19 protein-coding genes are annotated in these 22,584 nt (G+C 72.9%); 10 read left to right on the top strand and 9 right to left on the bottom strand.

Annotation, left to right across the window (positions count from 1 at the left end):
• Positions 1 to 18 precede the first annotated feature (18 nt).
• Both VM636_RS23035 and VM636_RS23040 read right to left on the bottom strand, forming a co-directional pair.
• The gene (locus VM636_RS23035) at positions 19 to 954 is read right to left on the bottom strand and encodes a PfkB family carbohydrate kinase (RefSeq protein ID WP_030417948.1); all 936 of its coding nucleotides are present in this window, start codon (positions 952 to 954) and stop codon (positions 19 to 21) included.
• Entirely contained in the window at positions 951 to 1,856 is a 906-nt protein-coding gene (locus VM636_RS23040; RefSeq protein WP_338486431.1) for a pseudouridine-5'-phosphate glycosidase, read from the bottom strand. The genes VM636_RS23035 and VM636_RS23040 overlap by 4 nt, the downstream gene beginning before the upstream one ends.
• Before the next feature lie 286 nt (positions 1,857 to 2,142).
• Here VM636_RS23040 and VM636_RS23045 point away from each other — a divergent pair, with 286 nt between their 5' ends.
• On the top strand, positions 2,143 to 2,571 hold the full coding sequence (locus VM636_RS23045; protein ID WP_338485534.1) for a VOC family protein: 429 nt from the start codon (positions 2,143 to 2,145) through the stop codon (positions 2,569 to 2,571).
• A 40-nt stretch (positions 2,572 to 2,611) separates the two neighbouring features.
• Here VM636_RS23045 and VM636_RS23050 read toward each other — a convergent pair whose 3' ends face one another.
• Both VM636_RS23050 and VM636_RS23055 read right to left on the bottom strand, forming a co-directional pair.
• Positions 2,612 to 3,166 carry a methylated-DNA--[protein]-cysteine S-methyltransferase gene (locus VM636_RS23050; RefSeq protein ID WP_338485536.1) on the bottom strand — a complete coding sequence of 185 codons (555 nt, stop codon included), beginning with the start codon at positions 3,164 to 3,166 and terminating at the stop codon, positions 2,612 to 2,614.
• Between the two features lie 59 nt (positions 3,167 to 3,225).
• Complete coding sequence (locus VM636_RS23055) at positions 3,226 to 4,113, bottom strand: glycerophosphodiester phosphodiesterase family protein (protein WP_338485538.1); 888 nt, start codon at positions 4,111 to 4,113, stop codon at positions 3,226 to 3,228.
• A 278-nt stretch (positions 4,114 to 4,391) separates the two neighbouring features.
• Between VM636_RS23055 and VM636_RS23060 the strand changes: the two genes are divergently transcribed.
• From VM636_RS23060 to aroQ, 7 genes are all read left to right on the top strand, one after another.
• Positions 4,392 to 5,261, top strand: coding sequence for an MHYT domain-containing protein (locus VM636_RS23060; RefSeq protein WP_338485540.1), 870 nt, complete (start codon positions 4,392 to 4,394; stop codon positions 5,259 to 5,261).
• 39 nt (positions 5,262 to 5,300) lie between these two features.
• The gene (gene uvrB / locus VM636_RS23065; protein WP_338485542.1) at positions 5,301 to 7,433 is read left to right on the top strand and encodes an excinuclease ABC subunit UvrB; all 2,133 of its coding nucleotides are present in this window, start codon (positions 5,301 to 5,303) and stop codon (positions 7,431 to 7,433) included.
• Between the two features lie 145 nt (positions 7,434 to 7,578).
• Complete coding sequence (locus tag VM636_RS23070) at positions 7,579 to 8,157, top strand: TerD family protein (RefSeq protein WP_030423143.1); 579 nt, start codon at positions 7,579 to 7,581, stop codon at positions 8,155 to 8,157.
• A gap of 90 nt (positions 8,158 to 8,247) precedes the next feature.
• Positions 8,248 to 10,212 carry a TerD family protein gene (locus tag VM636_RS23075; protein WP_338485544.1) on the top strand — a complete coding sequence of 655 codons (1,965 nt, stop codon included), beginning with the start codon at positions 8,248 to 8,250 and terminating at the stop codon, positions 10,210 to 10,212.
• Positions 10,213 to 10,666: 454 nt separating this feature from the next.
• Positions 10,667 to 11,668, top strand: a complete 1,002-nt coding sequence (locus VM636_RS23080; protein ID WP_338485545.1) for a TerC family protein — start codon at positions 10,667 to 10,669, stop codon at positions 11,666 to 11,668.
• A 132-nt stretch (positions 11,669 to 11,800) separates the two neighbouring features.
• Positions 11,801 to 12,901 (top strand): ionic transporter y4hA, encoded by a 1,101-nt coding sequence (locus VM636_RS23085; protein WP_030423146.1) that lies wholly within the window; start codon positions 11,801 to 11,803, stop codon positions 12,899 to 12,901.
• Positions 12,902 to 13,001: 100 nt separating this feature from the next.
• A complete protein-coding gene (gene aroQ, locus VM636_RS23090) occupies positions 13,002 to 13,475 on the top strand; it encodes a type II 3-dehydroquinate dehydratase (protein WP_030423147.1) in 474 nt (157 codons plus the stop codon).
• Between the two features lie 276 nt (positions 13,476 to 13,751).
• Here aroQ and VM636_RS23095 read toward each other — a convergent pair whose 3' ends face one another.
• A complete protein-coding gene (locus tag VM636_RS23095; protein ID WP_030423148.1) occupies positions 13,752 to 14,408 on the bottom strand; it encodes an MBL fold metallo-hydrolase in 657 nt (218 codons plus the stop codon).
• A gap of 17 nt (positions 14,409 to 14,425) precedes the next feature.
• Positions 14,426 to 15,112: a maleylpyruvate isomerase family mycothiol-dependent enzyme gene (locus VM636_RS23100; RefSeq protein WP_053912636.1), complete on the bottom strand. Its 687-nt coding sequence runs from the start codon at positions 15,110 to 15,112 to the stop codon at positions 14,426 to 14,428.
• A gap of 223 nt (positions 15,113 to 15,335) precedes the next feature.
• Here VM636_RS23100 and uvrA point away from each other — a divergent pair, with 223 nt between their 5' ends.
• Positions 15,336 to 18,356 (top strand): excinuclease ABC subunit UvrA, encoded by a 3,021-nt coding sequence (gene uvrA, locus VM636_RS23105; protein ID WP_338485549.1) that lies wholly within the window; start codon positions 15,336 to 15,338, stop codon positions 18,354 to 18,356.
• 125 nt (positions 18,357 to 18,481) lie between these two features.
• Here uvrA and VM636_RS23110 read toward each other — a convergent pair whose 3' ends face one another.
• Positions 18,482 to 19,390 carry a carbohydrate kinase gene (locus tag VM636_RS23110; RefSeq protein ID WP_338485551.1) on the bottom strand — a complete coding sequence of 303 codons (909 nt, stop codon included), beginning with the start codon at positions 19,388 to 19,390 and terminating at the stop codon, positions 18,482 to 18,484.
• Between the two features lie 82 nt (positions 19,391 to 19,472).
• Positions 19,473 to 20,549 (bottom strand): LacI family DNA-binding transcriptional regulator, encoded by a 1,077-nt coding sequence (locus VM636_RS23115; RefSeq protein WP_338485553.1) that lies wholly within the window; start codon positions 20,547 to 20,549, stop codon positions 19,473 to 19,475.
• A 604-nt stretch (positions 20,550 to 21,153) separates the two neighbouring features.
• On the opposite strand from VM636_RS23115, the gene VM636_RS23120 reads away from it, so the two are divergent.
• Positions 21,154 to 21,582, top strand: a complete 429-nt coding sequence (locus VM636_RS23120; protein WP_053912639.1) for a Rieske (2Fe-2S) protein — start codon at positions 21,154 to 21,156, stop codon at positions 21,580 to 21,582.
• 33 nt (positions 21,583 to 21,615) lie between these two features.
• Here VM636_RS23120 and VM636_RS23125 read toward each other — a convergent pair whose 3' ends face one another.
• Positions 21,616 to 22,566: a hypothetical protein gene (locus VM636_RS23125; RefSeq protein WP_338485554.1), complete on the bottom strand. Its 951-nt coding sequence runs from the start codon at positions 22,564 to 22,566 to the stop codon at positions 21,616 to 21,618.
• Positions 22,567 to 22,584 lie beyond the last annotated feature (18 nt).

Consider the following 22,584-nt stretch of genomic DNA (forward strand, 5'->3'; position numbering starts at 1 on the left):
CCCCGCCCTCACTCCGCCCTACCCCACGGCCTCCCGGCGTTCCCCTCCCGCCGGAGGCCGCCCGCCCACCCGGGCGACGGCCATCGCCCCCGCCCGGCAGCCCCGCGCCGCCGCGTCCTCCGGCCCCGCCCCCGCGAGCAGCGCGGCGAGGAACGCCCCCGTGAAGGCGTCCCCCGCCCCGGTGCTGTCCCGGGCGACGGCCCGAACAGCGGGCACCCGCGCGCACACGACGCCGGAGCGGGCCACCAGCGCCCCCTGGGCGCCCTGGGTGACCACGACCAGCGGAACGTGGCGGCTCAGCTCGGCCGCCGCCTGAGCCGGGTCCGGCCGGCCGGTGAGCAGGCACGCCTCGCCACCGCTGGGCAGCAGGACGTCCACCGCCCCCACCAGGCGCTGGAAGCGCTCAAGCCCCAGGCCCGTGAGGAAGCCCTCCGACGCCGGGTCGAGACTCACCGGCACCCCGCGCGCGTGCGCCCCGGCCAGGGCGGCCGCCACCAGGGCGCGGCTCGCCGCGGAGAACAGGAGGTACCCCGACAGGTGCAGCCGGGCCACGCCGTCGAGCAGCGCGTCCGACCAGTCGCCCGGCCCGAGCCGCAGCGACGCCCCGCTGTCCGCCAGGAACGTCCGCTCCGCCGCGGCCCCGGTGTCGACCAGACAGATCACCGTCCCCGTCGGCGCATCGGCGTCCACGACCAGCAGGGGGCGCACCCCGCGTGCCTCCAGCTCCCGCGCGTGCCAGTGCGCGGCGTCCGCGCCGACCCGTCCCAGCAGCCGCACGTCCCCGCACCCGGAGTACGCCGCCCAGCAGGCCACGTTGGCGCCCGCGCCGCCCGGCAGCCGCAGGATCGAGGCGGCCGTGTCCGTGCCCACGGCCAGCGGCCCCCGGTGCCGGGCCACCACGTCCGTGATCACGTCCCCGACGACCAGCAGCGCCCCGCCCGGCCCGGCCGTCACCGCCGGACCCAGGCCGCCGCGACACGTGCCGCCAGCCGCACGTTGCCCCGCACGGCGGCCAGGTTCGCCCTCAGCGAGGCACCGTCGGTGTGGCGCACCAGGTGGGCGAGGAGGAAGGGCGTGACCGCCTGGCCGGTGACGCCCTCCCGATCGCAGGCCCGCAGCGCGTCGGCGAGCACGCGCGCGTGGAGGTCCGGATCGAGCTGCTCGGCCTCGGACACCGGGTTGGCGACGACGAGCGCCGACTCCGCCCCGCCGAGCGCGTCCTGTGCCCGCATGACCCCGGCCACCTCTTCCGGGGTGCGCAGCGTCCAGTCGACCGGATACCCCGAGTCGGCGAGGTAGAAGCCGGGGAAGCGGTCCGTGCCGTACCCGGCCACCGTGACGCCCAGCGTCTCCAGGCGCTGGAGCGTCGCCGGCACGTCCAGGATCGACTTCACGCCCGCGCACACCACCGTGACGCGGGTGCGCGCCAGCAGGGCGAGGTCCGCCGACTCGTCCTGTGTCACGGTCCACTGCCGGTGCACTCCGCCGAGCCCGCCGGTGGCGAACACGCGCACACCCGCGCGGGCCGCCAGCAGGGCGGTCGCCGAGACCGTGGTCGCCCCGCTCTTCCCGGTGGCCACCGCCGGCGGCAGATCGCGATGGCCCAGCTTGCGGATGCCGTCCTCGTACGCGATCCGCTCCAGTTGCGCCGGATAGAGCCCCACGTGCGGTCTGCCGTCCAGTACGGCGATCGTCGCCGGTACCGCCCCCTCCCGACGCACCGCCTCCTCCAGTTCGCGCGCGACCGCGAGATTCCGTGGGCGCGGCAACCCGTGCGCGATGATCGTGGACTCCAGGGCCACCACGGGACGGTGGGTGTCGACCGCCTCCCGTACCTCTTGCGACACCGTCAGCACCACGCGTCTGCCTCCTGCCCGTCGGCGTCCGTCGGCTCCCCCTCATCCCTGGCGGGCAGGACCCGGTGTCAAACCCCGCGACACACCCCCGGCAGCCCCGTCCGCCCCAGGAGGATCCGCGCACCCCACACGCCCCCGACGGCCCCGCCCAGACGCCCGCCGCGACGCCGCGTCCCGGCCCTCGCGCCGACGGCGTCCCGCCCCCGCGACGCCCCCGGGCCCCCGCCTCGGCCAAGCCCGCCACGGCCTCTTGCGCCGCGCCCGGTCCGCGACCAGCCTGGACGCCATGACGGACAACACGACCCGCCTCGACCACGTCGTCCTGTGGGTGCGCGACCCGGTCGCCGCAGCCGACTTCTACGAGAAGGCCGTCGGCCTGGAGCCCCTGCGCGTCGCCGAGTACACCGAGGGCACCGTGAGCTTCCCCTCCGTACGCGTCAACGAGGAGACGATCATCGACCTGGCGCCGTCGGCGATGGCCGAACGCATGGGCATGCTGCCCGGCGCCGCCGAAGCCGCTGGCCACCCCGTCAACCACGTCTGCCTGGCCCTGACCGAGCAGGGCTACGACGCCCTGCGCACGCGGCTGGAGGAGCGGTCGGTCCCCGTCACCGACCACACCCACGACGCCTACGGCGCCCGCGGTCCGGCCCGGCGCGGCTTCTACTTCAACGACCCCGACGGCAACGTCTTCGAGGCCCGGCACTACGCGTGAACCGGGGCCGTGGACGCACGCCGGCCCTCAGACCGGCCCCTCAGAACAGGGGCTCCGGCAGCACACCCTCCAGCGCGAGCAGCCGCCGCTTGGTGTCCACCCCGCCTCCGAACCCGCCGATGCCGCCGTCCCGCTCGACGACCCGGTGGCACGGCACGACCACCGGCAGCGGGTTGGCGCCCATCGCCATGCCCACGGCCTGCGCCGCGCCGGGCTGCCCCATCCGCCCGGCGAGATCGCCGTAGCCGACGACCGTGCCGTAGGGGACATTGTCGGCCAGCTCGCGCAGCACCTGGCGGTGGAAACCCGATATCAGCGACCAGTCCAGCGGCAGGTCGAAGACGCGCCGCTCGCCCGCCAGATACGCCTCCACCTGCCGCATCGCCTCCGCCAGCAGCGGGGAGCCGGGCGCCTCGGCCAGGCGGGCGCCCAGCCGGGACGCCAGCCGGTCCAGCGCCCGGTCCCGCACCGCTTCCGTGGCGTGGAACACGACGTTGACCACACCCTTGCCGGTCGTGGCCAGCAACAGGGGACCGATGCCGGTGCCGACGACGGCCCAGTCGACCCGCTGCTCGCCCTGCCCATGGCTGTCCATGCGCACCACGGTACGGCCCGCCACCGACAACGCCCCCGGCCCGGCACGGCCCGCCCGGGTCACCGTCCGGCCGGCACCCCGGTCCGCACGGCGTCGCGCACCACGTCGGGCTTGTTGCTGATGATCCCGGCGACGCCGTACCCGGCGACCCGGCGGGCGGTCTCCGCGTCGTCGACCGTCCAGACGAAGACCTCCATCGGACGGCCGTGCGGCCCGGTCAGGGACCGGACGGCGGAGACGTACGCCGGGGTCAGGGAGCCGTGCGAGGGGTTGATCTGGTCGGCGAACCCGGCGTAGCCGGGCAGCTCCGAGGTGGCCGGAGTGCCGAGGAACCCGGTCTTGACGGCCGGCTTCAACGCGTGGACGGTGCGCACGCTGTCCGCGCTGAAGCTCTGCACGATCAGCCGCCCGTCCACGTGCCGGCGGTCGAGCCAGCCCTCGTTGGAAAGGACCTTGAGGGTGTCGCGCTCGATGCCCGGATACAGCTCCGGGCTCTTCAGCTCCAGCAGCAGCCCCTGGTGGTGGCGCTCCACCCGGTGCACGTACTGCTTCAGCGTCGGCACGCGCGCGCCCGCGTACCGCGCGTCGAACCAGCTCCCCGCGTCCAGCCGCGCGATCTCCGCGGCGGTGAAGTCCTTCACCTTCCAGGGGGCGCGGTCGGGGAAGACCTCCTCGACGTCGGTGGTGCGCGCGAGGCTCTCGTCGTGGAGGACGACGAGTTCGCCGTCCTTGGTGCGCTGTACGTCGTTCTCCACCCATCGGATGCCCAGCTCGGCGGCCTTGTCGACGGCGGCCAGGGTGTTCTCCGGCGCGTACGCCGAGGCGCCCCGGTGGGCGACGACCGTGGGCCCGTCGTCGGCGGGGCCGGGCAGGGCGTGCGAGACGGGGGCCAGCAGGGCGACCGTCACCAGCGCGGTGGTGGTGACGGCGGCTGCGCGCGCGTACATGCGTACTCCTCGCGTCGGTCGATCACGGACAGCACCACTGTGACAGCAGAGGGTCAACATCAAGGGGTAGCGGGATGGCCATGTGCTGAATGGAGCCGCTCATCTCCGATCACGAGCGCTGCACAACTGGGTCAAGGGCGTGATTCTTTGCCGGAGAATCGTTCGACCATTCCGGTGGGGGCCGTACCCTCTGGCCCAACCCTGACCGTCACGCGGACCTGGGAGGGGTCGCACAGCACGGCGTTCCGGGACGCACGAGGGCGGAAGGGCAGCCACACATGCACAACACGGTCGACGGGTTCGGCTACGAGATCGTCACCCCGCTGGTGGCCTACCTCATGGCCTGCCTGGGCAGCGCCCTCGGCCTGCGCTGCACCACCCGGTCCATGCTGGTCACCCGGTCCGGCCGCCCCTGGTGGCTCGCCCTCGGCTCGGTCGCGATCGGCTCCGGGATATGGACCATGCACTTCGTCGCGATGACCGGGTTCACCGTCGAGGACTCGCCCATCCGCTACGACCGGGCGACGACCTTCGCCAGCCTGGCCGTCGCCATCGTCATGGTGGGCGTGGGGATCTTCATCGTCGGCTACCGGGGCGCCCGCGGCGCCGCCCTGTTCACCGGCGGTGCCGTCACCGGGCTCGGCATCGCCTCCATGCACTACCTCGGCATGGCCGGAATGAGCCTGGACGGGCAGGTGGACTACAACACGTTCACCGTCGCCCTCTCCGTCGTCATCGCCATGGCCGCCTCCGTCGCCGCCCTGTGGGCCGCCGGACAGCTCCGGGGCCTGCGCTGGAGCATGGGCGCCGGCCTCGTGCTGGGCCTCGGGGTCACCGGGACGCACTACACGGGCATGGCCGCGCTGCGGGTCCACGTCCACGGCGGCGGCGAACCGGGCGCAGGGGCCCCCGCCGAAGTCCTCGGCCCCATGCTGATCGGACCGCTCGCCCTCCTCCTGCTCGTCGCGGCCGTCGTGATGTGCGACCCCCTCATGGTCACCGGCAGGCCCGCCCAGCCCCGCCCCGAACCCCGGCCCGGCGTCCCCGCCCACCCCGCCCGCACCCCGCGCCACCAGGCGACCCGCCCCCAGCGCCACCTGCACCGCCCCCTCGCCCGGCGCCGCCCCCGCCTCGCGCAGAGACGCTGACCGCGACCCGTTGTCGGTGCGGGGTCGTACCGTGGAAACATGCGGCCCGTTTCCCAGATCGAACGCACGGTGGCGCCCTTCGAGGTCGTCAGCCCCTACCAGCCGAGCGGCGACCAGCCCGCGGCCATCGCCGAGCTCGCCCGGCGCATCGAAGCAGGCGAGAAGGACGTCGTGCTCCTCGGCGCGACCGGCACCGGCAAGTCCGCCACCACCGCGTGGGTGATCGAGAAGCTCCAGCGGCCCACCCTCGTGATGGCGCCCAACAAGACGCTGGCCGCCCAGCTGGCGAACGAGTTCCGCGAGCTGCTGCCGAACAACGCCGTCGAGTACTTCGTCTCGTACTACGACTACTACCAGCCCGAGGCGTACGTCCCGCAGTCGGACACCTACATCGAGAAGGACTCCTCGATCAACGAGGAGGTGGAGCGCCTGCGCCACTCCGCCACCAACTCGCTGCTCACCCGCCGCGACGTCGTCGTGGTCGCCTCCGTCTCCTGCATCTACGGCCTCGGCACACCCCAGGAGTACGTGGACCGGATGGTCCCGCTGCGGGTCGGCGACGAGTTCGACCGCGACGAACTGCTGCGCCGCTTCGTCGACATCCAGTACACGCGCAACGACATGGCCTTCACCCGCGGCACCTTCCGGGTACGCGGCGACACCATCGAGATCTTCCCGGTCTACGAGGAACTGGCCGTCCGCATCGAGATGTTCGGTGACGAGATCGAGGCCCTCTCCACCCTGCACCCGCTCACCGGCGAGATCGTCAGCGACGACCGGCAGCTCTACGTGTTCCCCGCCTCCCACTACGTGGCCGGCCCCGAACGCATGGAGCGGGCCGTCAACGACATCGAGAAGGAACTGGCCGAACGCCTGGCCGACCTGGAGAAGCAGGGCAAGCTCCTGGAGGCCCAGCGGCTGCGGATGCGCACCACCTACGACATCGAGATGCTCCGCCAGATCGGCTCCTGCTCCGGCGTGGAGAACTACTCCATGCACTTCGACGGCCGCTCGCCCGGCTCCCCGCCGAACACCCTGCTGGACTACTTCCCGGACGACTTCCTGCTGGTCATCGACGAGTCGCACGTCACCGTGCCCCAGATCGGCGCCATGTACGAAGGCGACGCCTCGCGCAAGCGGACCCTCGTCGACCACGGTTTCCGGCTGCCCTCCGCGCTGGACAACCGCCCGCTGAAGTGGGAGGAGTTCCAGGAGCGCGTCGGTCAGGCCGTCTACCTGTCGGCCACCCCCGGCACCTACGAACTCTCCCGCTCCGACGGCGCCGTGGAGCAGATCATCCGCCCCACCGGCCTCGTCGACCCGGAGGTCGTCGTCAAGCCCACCGAGGGCCAGATCGACGACCTGGTGCACGAGATCCGCGAGCGGACCGAGAAGGACGAACGCGTCCTCGTCACCACCCTCACCAAGAAGATGGCCGAGGACCTCACCGACTACTTCGTCGAACTCGGCATCCAGGTCCGCTACCTGCACAGCGACGTCGACACCCTGCGCCGCGTGGAACTCCTGCGCGAACTGCGCACCGGCGAGTACGACGTACTGGTCGGCATCAACCTCCTGCGCGAGGGCCTGGACCTGCCCGAGGTCTCCCTGGTGGCGATCCTCGACGCCGACAAGGAGGGCTTCCTGCGCTCCGGAACCTCCCTCATCCAGACCATCGGCCGTGCCGCGCGCAACGTCTCCGGTCAGGTCCACATGTACGCGGACAAGATCACGCCGGCGATGGAGAAGGCCATCGACGAGACCAACCGGCGCCGCGAGAAGCAGATCGCCTTCAACCAGGCGAACGGCATCGACCCGCAGCCGCTCCGCAAGAAGATCAACGACATCGTCGCGCAGATCGCCCGCGAGGACGTCGACACCGAGCAGCTCCTCGGCTCCGGCTACCGCCAGTCCCTGGACGGCAAGGCGCCCAAGGCGCCCGTGCCCGCCCTCGGTGGGCAGCAGACGGCCACGAAGGCCAGGGGCCGGGGCAAGGAGACCGTGCCGACCGACCGGCCCGCCGCGGAGCTGGCCGAGCAGATCGAGGAGCTGACCACGCGGATGCGGGCCGCCGCCGCCGACCTCCAGTTCGAGATCGCGGCCCGGCTGCGCGACGAGGTCTCCGAGATGAAGAAGGAGCTGCGCCAGATGAGGGAGGCGGGCCTCGCCTGACCCGCGCGCCACCCCGGGCACACCCTGTGTTGCAAGAACGACACGAAGTGGGGTCCGGGGTGGGTCGCTGTCAGTGCCCCTGCGTAGGGTTCTGGACAACCGCGGGCGCCGCGGCAACAGGGGAAGTCGAGAGGGGAATCAGCGCGTGACCGTCAACATGACCAAGGGTCAGGCCATCAGTCTGCAGAAGAGCGACGGCGCCGGCCTGACGTCGGTGCGCATGGGTCTCGGCTGGCAGGCGGCTCCCCGGCGCGGCCTGTTCGGCTCGCGGACCCGGGAGATCGACCTGGACGCCTCCGCCGTCCTGTTCGCGGACAAGCAGCCGGTCGACGTCGTCTTCTTCCGCCACCTGGTGAGCGACGACGGCTCCGTGCGCCACACCGGAGACAACCTCGTCGGCGGTGTCGGCCAGGGCGGCGACGACGAGGCGATCCTCGTCGACCTCCAGCGCGTGCCGGTCCACATCGACCAGATCGTCTTCACCGTGAACTCGTTCACGGGCCAGACCTTCCAGGAAGTGCAGAACGCGTTCTGCCGTCTCGTCGACGAGACCAACGGCCAGGAACTCGCCCGCTACACGCTGGCCGGCGGCGGTCCCGTCACCGCCCAGATCATGGCCAAGGTGCACCGCGCGGGCCAGGGCTGGTCGATGACCGCCCTCGGCGCCCCGGCCAACGGCCGCACCTTCCAGGACCTGATGCCGGCCATCCTGCCGGTCCTGTAGGCACGACCGTCCGGCCGCCTGCCCGCCCGGGGGAGCGGGCGGCACCCGTACAGCACGAGCAGGACACGAAGGGCACAGGGGGAACAGGCGATGACGGCCGAGCTGGTGCGGGGGCAGAACCACCCGCTGTCCCGGACCCGTCTGGAGGTCCGGGTCTCGGCCGGCACGCCGGTCGTGGCGGGCGCCACCGTCGGCGACGAGAACGGCCGGGTCCAGGGCATCGAGGGGGTGGCCCATCCGGGCACCCCCTCGATGCCGGGTCTGGAGGTCTCCCGGCAGGCCGCCGCAGGCCACCGCCTCGCCGTGGATCTCGACGCCCTGCCGGACACCGTGCACCGCGTCAGCGTCCTGCTCGCCCTGCCCGACACGGGCGGCCCGGCCCGGTTCGGCGCCGTCGCCGCCCCCTTCGTCGCCGTCACGGGCCTCGACGGCACCGAGATCGCCAGCTACACCCTCACCGGCCTGGAGAGCGAGCGGGCCGTCGTCGCCGTCGAGCTGTACCGACGCCAGGGCGCCTGGAAGGTACGGGCCGTCGGCCAGGGGTACGCGGGCGGCCTCGCCGAACTCCTCGCCGACCAGGGGCTGGCCGAGGCCCACCGGCTCGCCGGGAGCATCCAGGAGGCCGTGGCCGGCGGCCTCGCCCGCTCCGTCGCGGCACCCCCGCCCCGCACGGACGACACCGACCGCTCCCGCCGGCCCGCCGCCCCCGGAGCCGACCGTGACGGCATGGCGCCCCGGCCGGCCGCCGACCCCGTGCCGCAGCCGCCGCTCGGCGCCGGCCCCGCGGGCCCGCCGTCCGCCGTCGGCCCGCCGACCGTGCCCACCGCCGCCGGACCCGTCGACTACCGCCACCCGCGACGGCCGCACGCCGCTCCGCCCTCGCCCGCGCCCGTTGCGCCCCCCTCCGCCCCCGGTGAGCCCGCGCGCCCCGTGGCCGGCGACGCCACCGGCTGGTCCATGGACGAGCGGCTCTACAACCAGGTCTGGGGCATGTTCGAGGACCTGGCCCGCAGCGTCGCCGCCTACCGCAGCGCCGTCGACTTCGCCGAATCACGCCGGGAGAAGGAGGTCGACCAGGCACTGTCCGACCCGCGCAACCGGATCGGCGGCGGAAGCGACGCCGCCCGGGACGCGGCCCGCGCCCGCCACGCCCAGCTCGTCGCCCAGGCCCGCGAGGTCCTGGACCGGGACGTCACGCAGCTCGCCGCCGAGGCCGACGTCGTCGAACCCGCCCTCCCGGCGGCCTACGCCGGCTGGGACAACCCGGTCTGGCACGCCTACCGCGTCCCCATGGAGATCCCCATGGCCCTGCGCCTGGGCGACCTCCACCTGCCCGAGGCCGACGGGGTGAGCATCCCGATGCTGGTCCGGCTGCCGCTGGAGCGCGGTCTGTGGATCGACAGCGGACGCTCGGGCGCCGATGACGAGGCGCTCGCCGACCCCGGGCGGCGGGCGCACCTGGCGGTGGAGACCGCGGTCGCGCACGCGGCCCGGCTGCTCGCCATCCACCCGCCGGGCGAGTTCACCGTGCACGTCGTCGACGCCGCCGGATCGGGCGCCTCGGCGCTGGGCCCGCTGACCGACCACGGGCTGCTCGCCGCGCCGCCCGCCCGGGGTGCCGCCGGGACGGCGGAGGCGCTGACCCGGCTCACCCAGCGCGTCGACCTGGTGCAGATGGCCCTGCGCGGCGGCGCCCCCGACGCGCTCCCGCCCGGCTTCGACACCTCCCGGCAACTCCTGATCGTCAACGACTTCCCGCACGGTTTCGACGACCGGGCCGTGAACCAGCTCCGGTACCTCGCGGACGAGGGCCCCTCCGTCGGGGTCCACCTGATGATGGTCGCCGACCGTGAGGAGTCCGCCGCCTACGGCCCGCTGCTCGACCCCTTGTGGCGGTCGCTGCTGCGGCTGACCCCGGTGCCCGACGACCACCTCGCCGACCCGTGGGTGGGGCACGCCTGGACGTACGAGCCCGCCGTCGTGCCGCCCGGCAGCCGGGTGCTCCACGACGTGCTCGCCCGGGTCGCCTCGGCCCGGCGCACCGGTAGCCGTTAGCGGCCGAGCCAGGCAGCCGCCCAGCGTGCCGGCCGGCCGTTTCGCGCTCCGTTGCCGCCCGGCGTGCCGGCGGCCGTCGGGCCCGCGGGGCCGGCGGTGGACGGCGGTGGACGGCTACCGTCGTGAGCCCGCGTGGGGGCCGTGCCCCGGCCGCCGTCTCGCGTGCCCTCCTGCGGTGACGCCGTACCAAGTCCTGGCAATGCCGCCTTCACCAGGCGCTTTGGTGGTGCCTTTACCCTCCTCTTTACTCTCCCTTGGTGATTGCGGTACTGTTTTCCGTGCGGAGGGGAGTACTCCCGGTCTGCTGCGGCGTACCCGTCAATACGGATCAGGCCAGATCCCGGGGCGCCGGCCCGAGGGTTCCGGACGCGTCCCGCGTCCCGGAGGCCCGGGTGGAAGAGACCTCCGGCAGCGAACGCTGACTTTTTCCGTCTGACGCACTGCCGGAGGCGTAGTGGATGTTTCCGCGACCCTGTGGGTCCTGACCATCGGGGGCCTCGCCGCCCTCATCGCGGTCGACTTCTTCATCGGCCGCAAACCGCACGACGTATCGCTCAAGGAAGCCGGGATCTGGACCGTCGTCTGGGTCGCCCTGGCCGCGCTCTTCGGTCTCGGCCTCTTCCTCTTCTCCGGCGGCGGACCCGCCGGAGAGTTCTTCGCGGGCTTCATCACCGAGAAGTCGCTGAGCGTGGACAACCTGTTCGTCTTCGTCCTGATCATGGCGAAGTTCGCGGTCCCCACGCAGTACCAGCAGCGCGTGCTCCTCGTGGGCGTGCTGATCGCCCTGGTCCTCAGAGCCGTCTTCATCGTCGCGGGCGCCGCGATCCTCGCCAGCTTCTCCTGGGTCTTCTACCTCTTCGGGGCCTTCCTCATCTGGACGGCCTGGAAGCTGATCCAGGAGGCGCGGACCGACGAGGAGGACGAGGACTTCGAGGAGAACCGGCTGCTCAAGGCCGCCGAACGCCGCTTCGGCGTGGCCGACCGCTACCACGGCACCAAGCTGTGGATCACGGAGAACGGCAAGCGGATCATGACGCCGATGCTGGTCGTGATGCTCGCGATCGGCACCACCGACGTGCTCTTCGCACTCGACTCCATCCCGGCGATCTTCGGCCTGACCCAGGACCCGTACATCGTCTTCACCGCCAACGCGTTCGCCCTCATGGGCCTGCGCCAGCTCTACTTCCTCATCGGCGGCCTGCTGAAGAAGCTGGTCCACCTCTCCTACGGGCTCTCCGTCATCCTCGGCTTCATCGGCGTCAAACTCGTGCTGCACGCCCTGCACGAGTCGGGCGTCCCCGTCCCCGAGATCGGCATACCCGTCTCCCTCGGAGTGATCTGCTCCGTCCTCGTCGTCACGACCGTCACCAGCCTCCGGGCCTCCCGCAAGCAGGCCCTGGCGAAGGCGGCGGCCGACCGCGACGAGGACCGGCCGAAGGACAGCGTCGACGCCTGACGGCCCGGCCCGCCAGGGGGCTCGCCCCTGGCCCGCCGGACACGGCCGGCCCGTGGCGCACGCCCGGTCACGCGTTCCCCGGACCGCGTGACCGGGCGTGCGGGGTCCTTCCCGCTCTGTGACGATCGCTGCATGATCAGTCGGACCAGGGCGCTCGTGACGCAGTGGACCATCGCGACGCCCGTGGCCGCGGTCCTGCTGCTGGCCTTCACCTGGGGACGCTCCCTGCCCGCCGGGATCGTCGTCCTGCTGACGCTGGTCCTCGCGGTGTCCGTCCTCGCCGCCGTGCACCACGCCGAGGTCGTCGCCCACCGGGTCGGCGAACCCTTCGGCTCCCTCGTCCTCGCCGTCGCCGTCACCGTCATCGAGGTCGCCCTCATCGTCACCCTGATGATCGACGGCGGCGACAAGAGCGCCACCCTCGCCCGGGACACCGTCTTCGCCGCCGTGATGATCACTTGCAACGGTGTCGTCGGCCTCAGTCTCCTCGTCGGCTCGCTGCGGCACGGCACGGCGGTGTTCAACCCCGAGGGCACCGGCGCCGCCCTCGCCACCGTGGCGACCCTGGCCACCCTCAGCCTCGTCCTTCCGACCTTCACCACCAGCGCGCGCGGCCCCGAGTTCTCCACCCTGCAACTGACCTTCGCCGCCGTGTCCTCGCTGATCCTCTACGGCCTGTTCATCACGACCCTGACCGTCCGGCACCGCGACTACTTCCTCCCGATCACCCGGCAGGGCGAGGTGATCACCAGCGAGGACCACGCCCACGCCCCCTCCGCCCGCACCGCCCTGCTCAGCCTCGGCCTGCTCGGCATGGCGCTGATCGGCGTGGTCGGCCTGGCCAAAGGCGTCTCGCCCACCATCGAGAGCGGGGTCGAGGCCGCCGGACTGCACCACGCCGTCGTCGGGGTGATCATCGCCCTGCTGGTGCTGCTCCCGGAGACCATCGCCGCACTGCGCACCGCACGCCGGGACCGCGTGCAGACCAGCCTCAACCTGGCCCTCGGCTCGGCGATGGCCAGCATCGGCCTGACGATCCCCGCGGTCGCCCTCGCCTCCGTGTGGCTCCCCGGCCGGCTCGTCCTCGGCCTCGGCGCCACACACATGCTGCTGCTCGCCCTGACCGTGGTGGTGGCGTCCCTCACGGTCGTACCGGGCCGCGCCACCCCGCTCCAGGGCGGCGTCCACCTGGTGCTGTTCGCGGCCTACCTGGAACTCGCCATCAACCCGTAGAACGCGGCCCGGACCGGTCACGACGGGGCACCGCCGGCGTGATACACCGGGGTCGGGCGGCCGGTCCCGGGCCGCCCGTCACGAACGGACCGGAGGAACCGTGCCCCGCACCCTGGCCCAAGCCCCGATCATGATTCTCAACGGCCCCAACCTGAACCTGCTCGGCCAGCGGCAGCCGGAGATCTACGGCTCCGACACCCTCGCCGACGTCGAGTCCCTGTGCGCCAAGACAGCGGCGGCCCACGGCGGCACCGTCGACTTCCGGCAGTCCAACCACGAGGGGGAACTGGTCGACTGGATCCACGAGGCCCGGCTGCACCACTCGGGCATCGTGATCAACCCGGCCGCCTACTCCCACACCTCCGTGGCGATCCTGGACGCGCTCAACACCTGCGACGGGCTGCCCGTGGTGGAGGTACACATCTCCAACATCCACCAGCGCGAACCGTTCCGGCACCACTCCTACGTCTCCCAGCGCGCCGACGGCGTCATCGCGGGGTGCGGGGTCCAGGGGTACGCCTTCGCCGTGGAGCGCGTCGCGGCGCTGGCGGGGACGGGCCGCGCCACGACCTGAGCCCTGCGTCGGGCCGCCATGGCGCCGCCGTCGCGCCGCCGGGGACCGCCGCGCCGCCCGGCGGCCGTGTCCCAGGGCCAGGCCGCCTGGCCCGCGCGGCGGCCTGCCGGGGCTGCGGTCGTAGCGCTCGCCCGCACACCGGTCCGTACGCCGCGCACGCGGGCAACGAGGGGCGCGCGGGCACGGTACGGCTCACCCGTCCGCGCCCGCGCGCCCCACGGTCACCACTGAGGCGCCGCGCCTCCCGCCGTCACCGGCGCCCCGCCCGGCCGGAGGTCACCACCCGCGCGCGTGCCACTCCGGAAGGTGCGGGCGCTCGGCGCCCAGCGTGGTGTCGTTGCCGTGGCCCGGGTACACCCAGGTCTCGTCCGGCAGCTCGTCGAAGATCTTGGTCTCGACGTCCCGGATCAGGCTGGCGAACGCCTCCGGGTCCTTGCGGGTGTTGCCCACCCCGCCCGGGAAGAGGCAGTCCCCCGTGAAGACGTGGGGGTGGCCGTGCGGGTCGTCGTAGACCAGGGCGATGGAGCCGGGCGTGTGGCCGACCAGGTGGCGGGCGGTGAGCTCCACCCGGCCGACCCGGATCGTGTCGCCGTCGTCGACCGGGACGTCGGTCGCCACGGGGATGCCCTCGGCGTCGTACCGGCCCGCGTAGGTGCGGGCGCCGGTGGCCGCGACGACCTCCGCGAGGGCCTGCCAGTGGTCGCCGTGCCGGTGGGTGGTGACGACGGATGCCACCCCGTCGTCACCGATCGTGCCCAGGAGGGTCTCCGCGTCGTTGGCGGCGTCGATCAGCAGTTGTTCGTCGGTGGCCCGGCAGCGCAGCAGGTAGGCGTTGTTGTCCATCGGGCCGACCGCGACCTTGGTGATCATCAGGTCCTTGAGTTCGTGCACGTCGGCGGGGCCGCCGACCCTCACCTCTCCGCTGTACGTCATGACAGCCAGCCTACGGGCTACAGCGGCGGCAGGGACGGCAGTTCGCCACCCGCCACGGTCAGCGCGGTCCCGGCACGGCGGCCGGCGAGCCAGCCCACGAGGTCCGCCGGGGTGCCGGAGACGGTACGTTCGGGCTCCGCCGCCTCCCGGCCCGTGCTCCACGCGCGCGTGCCGTCCGTCAGCCGGGTCGCCGGGACGTCCGGGTTGCCCGAGAAACGGGCGGCGAGGAAGGAAGTCTCCCGCTCCGTGAACTCCGCGGGGAGGTCCTCCAGCTCGTACCCGATCCCCAGGTCCACGTGGTGCAGTTCCACCTCGACCCAGCGGCGGAAGGGGACCCGGGACGCGGAGTCCGTGACGCCGCCGCGCAGCTCCACCGTGCGCGACCAGTCCGCCGGCGCGGCGGCGGCCCGCCGGAAGCGGTCGGCGCTCTCGCGCACGTCGGCGATCTGGACGGCCAGGGGGCGCGGGGCGTCCCGCTCGATGTCGGCGTCCCGGGTCTCGGCGGAGGCGTACATGGGCCGGCCTTCGAGGACGTTCACGAGGGCGTCCGCGTTGCGGGCGAGATGGGCGAGGACGTGGCCGCGGGTCCAGCCCGGAAGCCGTGACGGTACGGCCGCGGAGGCGTTGTCCAGGGTGCCGGCCGCGGTGAGCAGCCGTTCGGTGGCGGTGTGTACGGCCGCCAGGTCACGCGCGTGATCAATCATGGCGCCGACCCTAGACCTCGCCACACCTTCGGGTGAAGGTGACGAAGCACTCCGCGAAATCGAATGCACGTGCTATATGGTCGGGTGCGGCGTCGGGCATGCTGGGGAGTCGGGGTTTGTTGACTACCGGTGAAACCGACCGGCGTTGTCAGTGGCTCCCCCTAGTCTGAGAAAGACGGGGGCCCCGCCCCTGTCACTTCTCTCAAGAAAGGTGCGGACCGGCGTGGCCGACCGTCTCATCGTCCGTGGCGCGCGCGAGCACAACCTGAAGAACGTCTCGCTCGACCTGCCTCGCGACGCGCTCATCGTCTTCACGGGCCTGTCCGGGTCGGGCAAGTCCTCCCTGGCCTTCGACACCATCTTCGCCGAGGGCCAGCGGCGCTACGTGGAGTCGCTCTCCAGCTACGCCCGGCAGTTCCTCGGCCAGATGGACAAGCCGGACGTCGACTTCATCGAGGGACTCTCCCCGGCGGTCTCCATCGACCAGAAGTCGACCTCCCGCAACCCGCGCTCCACGGTCGGCACCATCACCGAGGTCTACGACTACCTGCGCCTGCTCTTCGCCCGCATCGGCAAGCCCCACTGCCCCCAGTGCGGCCGGCCGATCTCGCGCCAGTCACCGCAGGCCATCGTGGACCGGGTCCTGGAACTGCCCGAGGGCAGCCGCTTCCAGGTGCTCTCGCCGCTGGTGCGCGAGCGCAAGGGCGAGTTCGTCGACCTCTTCGCCGACCTCCAGACCAAGGGGTACTCCCGCGCGCGTGTGGACGGCGAGACGATCCAGCTCTCCCAGCCGCCCACACTCAAGAAGCAGGAGAAGCACACCATCGAGGTGGTCGTCGACCGCCTCACGGTGAAGGACTCCGCCAAGCGCCGCCTCACCGACTCCGTCGAGACCGCGCTCGGCCTCTCGGGCGGCATGGTCGTGCTCGACTTCGTCGACCTCGCCGAGGACGACCCCGAGCGCGAGCGCATGTACTCGGAGCACCTGTACTGCGCCTACGACGACCTGTCCTTCGAGGAGCTGGAGCCCCGCTCGTTCTCCTTCAACTCGCCCTTCGGCGCCTGCCCCGACTGCACCGGCATCGGCACGCGCATGGAGGTCGACCCCGAGCTGATCGTCCCGGACGAGGAGAAGTCCCTCGACGACGGCGCCATCCACCCCTGGTCGCACGGCCACACCAAGGACTACTTCGGCCGCCTCATCGGCGCCCTCGCGGACGCGCTCGGCTTCCGTACCGACATCCCCTTCGCCGGGCTGCCGCAGCGCGCCCGCAAAGCGCTGCTGTACGGACACAAGACCCAGGTCGAGGTCCGCTACCGCAACCGGTACGGGCGCGAGCGCCGGTACACCACGGCGTTCGAGGGGGCCGTCCCCTTCGTCAAGCGCCGGCACAGCGAGGCCGAGAGCGACGCCAGCCGCGAGCGCTTCGAGGGCTACATGCGCGAGGTGCCCTGCCCGAGCTGCCAGGGCACCCGCCTCAAGCCGGTCGTCCTCGCGGTCACCGTCATGGGCAAGTCGATCGCCGAGGTCTCCGCGATGTCGATCAGCGACTGCGCGGACTTCCTGGGCGAGCTGAAGCTCACCGACCGCGACAAGAAGATCGCCGAACGCGTGCTCAAGGAGGTCAACGAGCGGCTCCGCTTCCTCGTCGACGTCGGCCTCGACTACCTCTCGCTGAACCGCGCGGCCGGCACCCTCTCCGGCGGCGAGGCCCAGCGGATCCGCCTGGCCACCCAGATCGGCTCCGGACTCGTCGGCGTGCTCTACGTCCTCGACGAACCCTCCATCGGCCTGCACCAGCGCGACAACCACCGGCTGATCGAGACCCTCGTCCGGCTCCGTGACATGGGCAACACCCTGATCGTCGTCGAGCACGACGAGGACACCATCAAGGTCGCCGACTGGATCGTCGACATCGGCCCCGGCGCGGGCGAGCACGGCGGCAAGGTGGTGCACAGCGGCGGGCTCAAGGAACTGCTGGCCAACGCCGAATCGCAGACCGGTCTCTACCTGGCCGGCAAGAAGGCCATCCCGCTGCCCGAGATCCGGCGCCCGCTGGACCCCGCCCGGCAGCTCACCGTGCACGGCGCCCGGGAGAACAACCTGAAGGACATCGACGTGTCCTTCCCGCTCGGCGTGTTCACGGCCGTCACCGGCGTCTCCGGCTCCGGCAAGTCGACCCTGGTCAACGACATCCTGTACACCCACCTCGCCCGCGAGCTGAACGGCGCGCGGACCGTGCCCGGACGGCACACGCGCGTGGAGGGCGACGACCTGGTCGACAAGGTCGTCCACGTCGACCAGTCGCCCATCGGCCGCACCCCGCGGTCGAACCCGGCGACGTACACCGGTGTCTTCGACCACATCCGCAAGCTGTTCGCCGAGACCACCGAGGCGAAGGTCCGCGGGTACATGCCCGGCCGCTTCTCCTTCAACGTCAAGGGCGGCCGCTGCGAGAACTGCGCGGGCGACGGCACCATCAAGATCGAGATGAACTTCCTCCCGGACGTCTACGTCCCGTGCGAGGTCTGCCACGGCGCCCGGTACAACCGGGAGACCCTGGAGGTCCACTACAAGGGCAAGTCCATCGCCGACGTGCTGAACATGCCGATCGAGGAGGCCACGGACTTCTTCGAGGCGGTCCCCTCGATCGCCCGGCACATGAAGACCCTCAAGGACGTCGGCCTCGGCTACGTCCGGCTCGGCCAGTCCGCGACGACCCTGTCCGGCGGCGAGGCGCAGCGGGTGAAGCTCGCCAGCGAACTCCAGAAGCGCTCCACCGGCCGCACGGTCTACGTCCTGGACGAGCCGACCACCGGCCTGCACTTCGAGGACATCAGCAAGCTGCTGACGGTCCTGTCCGGCCTGGTCGACAAGGGCAACACGGTCATCGTCATCGAGCACAACCTCGACGTGATCAAGACGGCCGACTGGGTCGTCGACATGGGCCCCGAAGGCGGCGCCGGCGGTGGCCTCGTGGTCGCCGAGGGCACGCCGGAGCAGGTCGCGGGCGTCCCCGCGAGCCACACCGGCAAGTTCCTGCGGGACATCCTCGGCGCCGACCGGATCAGCGACGCCGAGCCGATCCCGGCACCGCGCAGGGCGGCGAAGACGGCGGCCAAGACCGCCGCCAAGAAGACCGCCGCCCGGAAGACCCCGGCGCAGAAGACCGAGCCCAAGACCGCCAGGACCACCAAGAAGGCCGCCAAGCCGGCGAAGTCCGCCAAGCCGGCCGCGAAGTAGGCGGCAGGCACGACCGGGCACGGGTTCCGGCGGGGCCGCCCCCGCGGAACCGGCGACGCGGCGTGCGCCACGGACACTCCCGTGGCGCACGCCGCGTCGCCGTGCTCCCTGCGCGGGGCGATGTCTCAGCCGGCGACCTCGTGGGAGTACGGCGGTTCCGCGCCCGCCCGCGAGCAGGTGACGGCCGCCGCGCGGGCGGCGAAGCCGAGCAGGTCCGTCCAGCCCTGCGGACCCAGCGCGGCCGCCTCCCGGTCGCCGAGGGCGTTGCGCACCGCGAGACCGTGCAGGAGCGCCGCGTTCACGGTGTCGCCCGCGCCGATCGTGTCCACCACCCTGATCCGCTCGCCCGGGACGGTGTACACGCCGCCGTCCCGCGTGTACGCGGTCAGCCCGTCACCACCCTGGGTGATCACGACCGCCGACGGGCCCGCCGCCAGCCAGTCGCGAGGCGTGCCGCCCAGCCACTCGGCGTCCTCGGCGGACAGCTTCAGCAGCGACACCGACGGCAGCCAGCTCTTGAACCGGGTCCGGTAGGCGTCCGGGTCCGGGATCAGCCCGGTCCGGATGTTCGGGTCCAGGGCGGTGAAGACACCCCGGGCCGCCGAATCGCGCAGCAGCCTCTCGTAGGCGCTCGCCCCCGGCTCCAGCACCAGCGAACAGGTGCCGAAGGACACCGCCCGGGTCCCCACGGGCAGCGTCGAAGGCGCCGTGAACAGCCGGTCGGCGGTCCCCTCCACGTAGAACGAGTAGGAAGCCGAACCGTCCGCGCCGACCGACGCCACCGCGAGTGTCGTCGGCTCGGGCCCGCGCTGCACGGTGGACACGTCCACGCCGGCCTCCCGCAGCCGCTCCAGCAGCGCCTCGCCGAAGGCGTCCAGGGACACCCGGGAACAGAACGCGGTGGGGGAGCCGAGGCGACCCAGCGCGACGGCCGTGTTGTACGGGCCGCCGCCGAGCGCGGGGCGCAGCGGGGCCAGGGCACTGGTGCCCTGCGGTACCAGGTCGATCAGTGCCTCACCGGCGACGACGATCACGGGCAGTCCTTTCGTGGGCCTCGGCGGAGGCCCTCCGGGGTAACGCGACGAAGCGCGAGGAAACGCCAGAAGAGGGGAAGCGCTAGGAGGTGGAGGGGGACGCGTCGGCCCCGGCCGGGCGGGGCGGCCCGGGAGGCTCCGGCTGCTCGGGGCAGCCGCACGAGGTGCGGTGGGCCAGGGAGCAGTGCAGCCGGACCGTCCGGGCCGGGCGGCCCGGGGAGTCCAGGCGCTCCAGTAGCAGCCGCACGGCCCGCGCGCCCAGTTCCCGGCTCGGCTGCGCGACGGCGGTGAGCCGCGGGGTGAAGAGGTCCGCCCAGGCGAAGTCGTCGAAGCAGCACAGCGCGACATCGCCGGGTACGGACAGGCCCCGCTCCCGCAGGGCGCGCAGGGCACCGATGGTCATCACGTTGTTGGCCGTGACCAGCCCGGTCGGCGGGACCGCCAGAGAGAGCAGGGCATCGGTGGCGCGTTCGCCGCCGGCCGCCTCCGAATCACCGTGCACCACCAGGCGCTCGTCGAAGGGCAGACCGGCCGCTGCCAGCCCGTGCCGGTAGCCGGTGAGCCGTTCCCGGGTCGTGCTGAGTCCCGGCCGGCCGGCGACCAGACCGATCCGGCGGTGCCCCAGCTCGGCCAGATGGGTGACCAGACCGGCCGTCGGCTCGCAGCCGTCGGCACAGACCTGGTCGAAGCGCCAGTCGCCCGTCTCCGGAGCGTCGACCAGCCGGTCGAGGAAGACGGCCGGCACCCGGTGGCGGGCGAGGTAGGCGAGCAGGGCGCCCGGCTCCGCCGAGGGGGCGACGATCATGCCGTCCACCCGTCGCTCGTGCAGCAACCGGACGACCGTGTGCTCGTGGGCCGGATCGTCGTGGGGATCGGCGATGAGCAGGCTGTAGCCGTGCTCCAGAGCGCAGGCCTCGACCCCCTGGAGGATCTCCGTGAAATACGGGTTGCTGATCGCCGACACCGCGAGCCCGATGGAACGGGTACGCGCCGTCACCAGGGAGCGCGCCGGCCCGTTCGGGGTGTAACCGAGCTGTTCGACGGCGTCCATGACGGCCTGCCGGGTGTGCGGCAGCACCGGGCGGGTGTCGTTCAGCACGTGGGAGACGGTCGCCACGGAGACTCCGGCGCTCCGGGCGACATCGGCCATGGTGGTCATCGGCGGCCCCCTTTCTCCCCGGAAAACGGCACGGAACGGCCTGTCGGCACGGCACGGGCGGAAACGCGCCATGCGCTGGCCGGGACCGTACCTCACGCAGGGGGTGGGCGTAAACGCTTGCGTAAGCGCTTACGTCCACGGTCGCGTAAGCGTTTACGTAAGCGCTTGCGAGAACGCTCGCGTAAGCGTTTACGCGAGCGCTTACGCCCACCCTCCGCACCCGCCCCCTCCCACACCCCACCGACCCCGGCCGATCCCCACCAATCCGCCCCCGCCAATCCGCCCCCTGGGGCTCGGCCCGGCAAGCCCCGAGGGCCACCGCCGCCGCGCTGCCGGGCCTCCACCAGCCGCCCTTGTGCCTCTGCCAGCCGTCCCTCCCCGTCCATCCCGTCCCGCCCCGCGCCCCGGCCGCGACCGTCACCCACCCCGCCGGCCGTCCGCCCGCGCCCGATATCGTCGTTCCCGCACGCCCCGGTCCCGCGCGGCGGCCGTCGTGTGCCGCGGCGTTTCGCGCGCCGCACCGCAGCCGTACCGCGCAGCGGACGACCGGTGCCGCGCCTCGCCCGTCCGGCCGCCCGCTCCACTCCGACCCGTGGAGACACCCATGTCCGGCCGTCCCGCCCCGAGCCGCCGTACCGTCCTGCGCACGGCGGCGCTCACCCCCGTCGCCGGTATCGGCCTGGCCGCCTGCTCCCCGGGCGACGACCGTCCCGACACCGTCGGGCCGACGGCACCCGTCGACCTGGGCGCGGAGGGCGATGTCGCCGAGGGCGGTGCCAAGCTCTACCAGGACCAGAAGATCGTGGTCGGCCGCACGGACGACGGCGCGCTGAAGGCGCACAGCACGATCTGCACGCACGCGCGGTGCCCCATCGGCAAGCTGGTCGGGACGAAGCTGGTCTGCCCGTGCCACGGCAGCGAGTTCGACGCCCGGACCGGCGAGGTGCTGAAGTCGCCGGCCTCCGTGCCGCTGGCGGAACTCCCGGTCGAGGTCGAGCAGGGCCGGATCGTCGTCGGTCCCTACGAGGGCTGACCTCCGGGCGGGCGGGCCCCGGAAGGGTGCCGCTCACTCCCAGTCCCACCCGATGCCCAGCACCCCCGAGCGCACCCGGGACTCGACGAGGTGCACGGAGTGGTGCGGTCCGCTCAGTTCCAGCTCGCGCAGGCCGCCGCGCGGGGCCGCCGCCGAGTACTGCGTGAACCGGTGACAGCGTGCGGGGAGAGCCGCCGGTTCGAAGCGCACCTGGAGGGCGTACTGCCCGCCGGTCCCGCCGAAACCGCGCACGTACTCGCGCGACACGCCGGCGGTGCCGTCCTCGACGGCGTAGCGGAAGAGGTGCGTGTCGCCGGCCCGCAGGCGGGTGTCGAAGAGCAGCTCGGCGACGAGGACGCCGGTGTCGTGGTGGGTGCGGACGCGTCCGGTGCGGCAGTTCTCCAGCGCGTGGACGCCCATCCGCGCGGGGACGCAGCCGGGGTCGCCGTGGTGGACGGCGAGGAAGCGGTCGACGCCGTCGCGGTGGGCGCGGACGATGTGCTGCGAGTCGCGGCCCGCCAGGGCGCGGTCGGCTCCGATGCGCACGCGTTCGTGGTGCCCGAGGGTGTGCAGTCCGGAGTCGGCCGGGGTGTGGCCCAGCTCGGCCAGGAGTCGTTCCAGGACGCCGGAGGCGGCCACCAGGGCACGGTAGGAGCGGGTGGTGTGGTGCGCGCCGGAGGGGCTCTCCTCGGGTTCCACGAGCAGGCGTATCAGCGACTCCTCGGGGAGCTGGAGTATCTCCTCCAGGGCCCGTACGGCCCGCAGGGACTCGGGGCGCTGCGGGCGGCGGGCCCCCTGTTGCCAGTAGCTGAGGCTGGTGACGCCCACCTTCACCCCGCGGCGCGACAGGTGGTGCTGGACGCGCTGGAGCGGCAGCCCGCGGGCGGCGATCGCCGCGCGCAGGGCCACGTGGAAGGGGCCGCCGCGCAGGGCCGCGTCGAGTTCGGTGGGGGCGGGGTCCGCGTGCTGAGCGGCGTGCGGCATGCAGGGGCCTTTCTGTGG

Origin of the sequence: Streptomyces sp. SCSIO 75703 (assembly GCF_036607905.1) — a bacterium.
GTDB lineage: Bacteria > Actinomycetota > Actinomycetes > Streptomycetales > Streptomycetaceae > Streptomyces.

Excerpts from the sequence above, each read along its gene's own strand:
- VM636_RS23055 (WP_338485538.1), bottom strand. The coding sequence starts at position 4,113 with ATGTACGCGCGCGCAGCCGCCGTCACCACCACCGCGCTGGTGACGGTC.
- VM636_RS23100 (WP_053912636.1), bottom strand. The coding sequence starts at position 15,112 with ATGATTGATCACGCGCGTGACCTGGCGGCCGTACACACCGCCACCGAA.
- VM636_RS23060 (WP_338485540.1), top strand. The coding sequence starts at position 4,392 with ATGCACAACACGGTCGACGGGTTCGGCTACGAGATCGTCACCCCGCTG.
- VM636_RS23095 (WP_030423148.1), bottom strand. The coding sequence starts at position 14,408 with ATGACGTACAGCGGAGAGGTGAGGGTCGGCGGCCCCGCCGACGTGCAC.
- uvrB (WP_338485542.1), top strand. The coding sequence starts at position 5,301 with ATGCGGCCCGTTTCCCAGATCGAACGCACGGTGGCGCCCTTCGAGGTC.
- VM636_RS23125 (WP_338485554.1), bottom strand. The coding sequence starts at position 22,566 with ATGCCGCACGCCGCTCAGCACGCGGACCCCGCCCCCACCGAACTCGAC.
- VM636_RS23075 (WP_338485544.1), top strand. The coding sequence starts at position 8,248 with ATGACGGCCGAGCTGGTGCGGGGGCAGAACCACCCGCTGTCCCGGACC.
- VM636_RS23115 (WP_338485553.1), bottom strand. The coding sequence starts at position 20,549 with ATGACCACCATGGCCGATGTCGCCCGGAGCGCCGGAGTCTCCGTGGCG.
- VM636_RS23085 (WP_030423146.1), top strand. The coding sequence starts at position 11,801 with ATGATCAGTCGGACCAGGGCGCTCGTGACGCAGTGGACCATCGCGACG.
- VM636_RS23120 (WP_053912639.1), top strand. The coding sequence starts at position 21,154 with ATGTCCGGCCGTCCCGCCCCGAGCCGCCGTACCGTCCTGCGCACGGCG.
- VM636_RS23045 (WP_338485534.1), top strand. The coding sequence starts at position 2,143 with ATGACGGACAACACGACCCGCCTCGACCACGTCGTCCTGTGGGTGCGC.
- VM636_RS23050 (WP_338485536.1), bottom strand. The coding sequence starts at position 3,166 with ATGGACAGCCATGGGCAGGGCGAGCAGCGGGTCGACTGGGCCGTCGTC.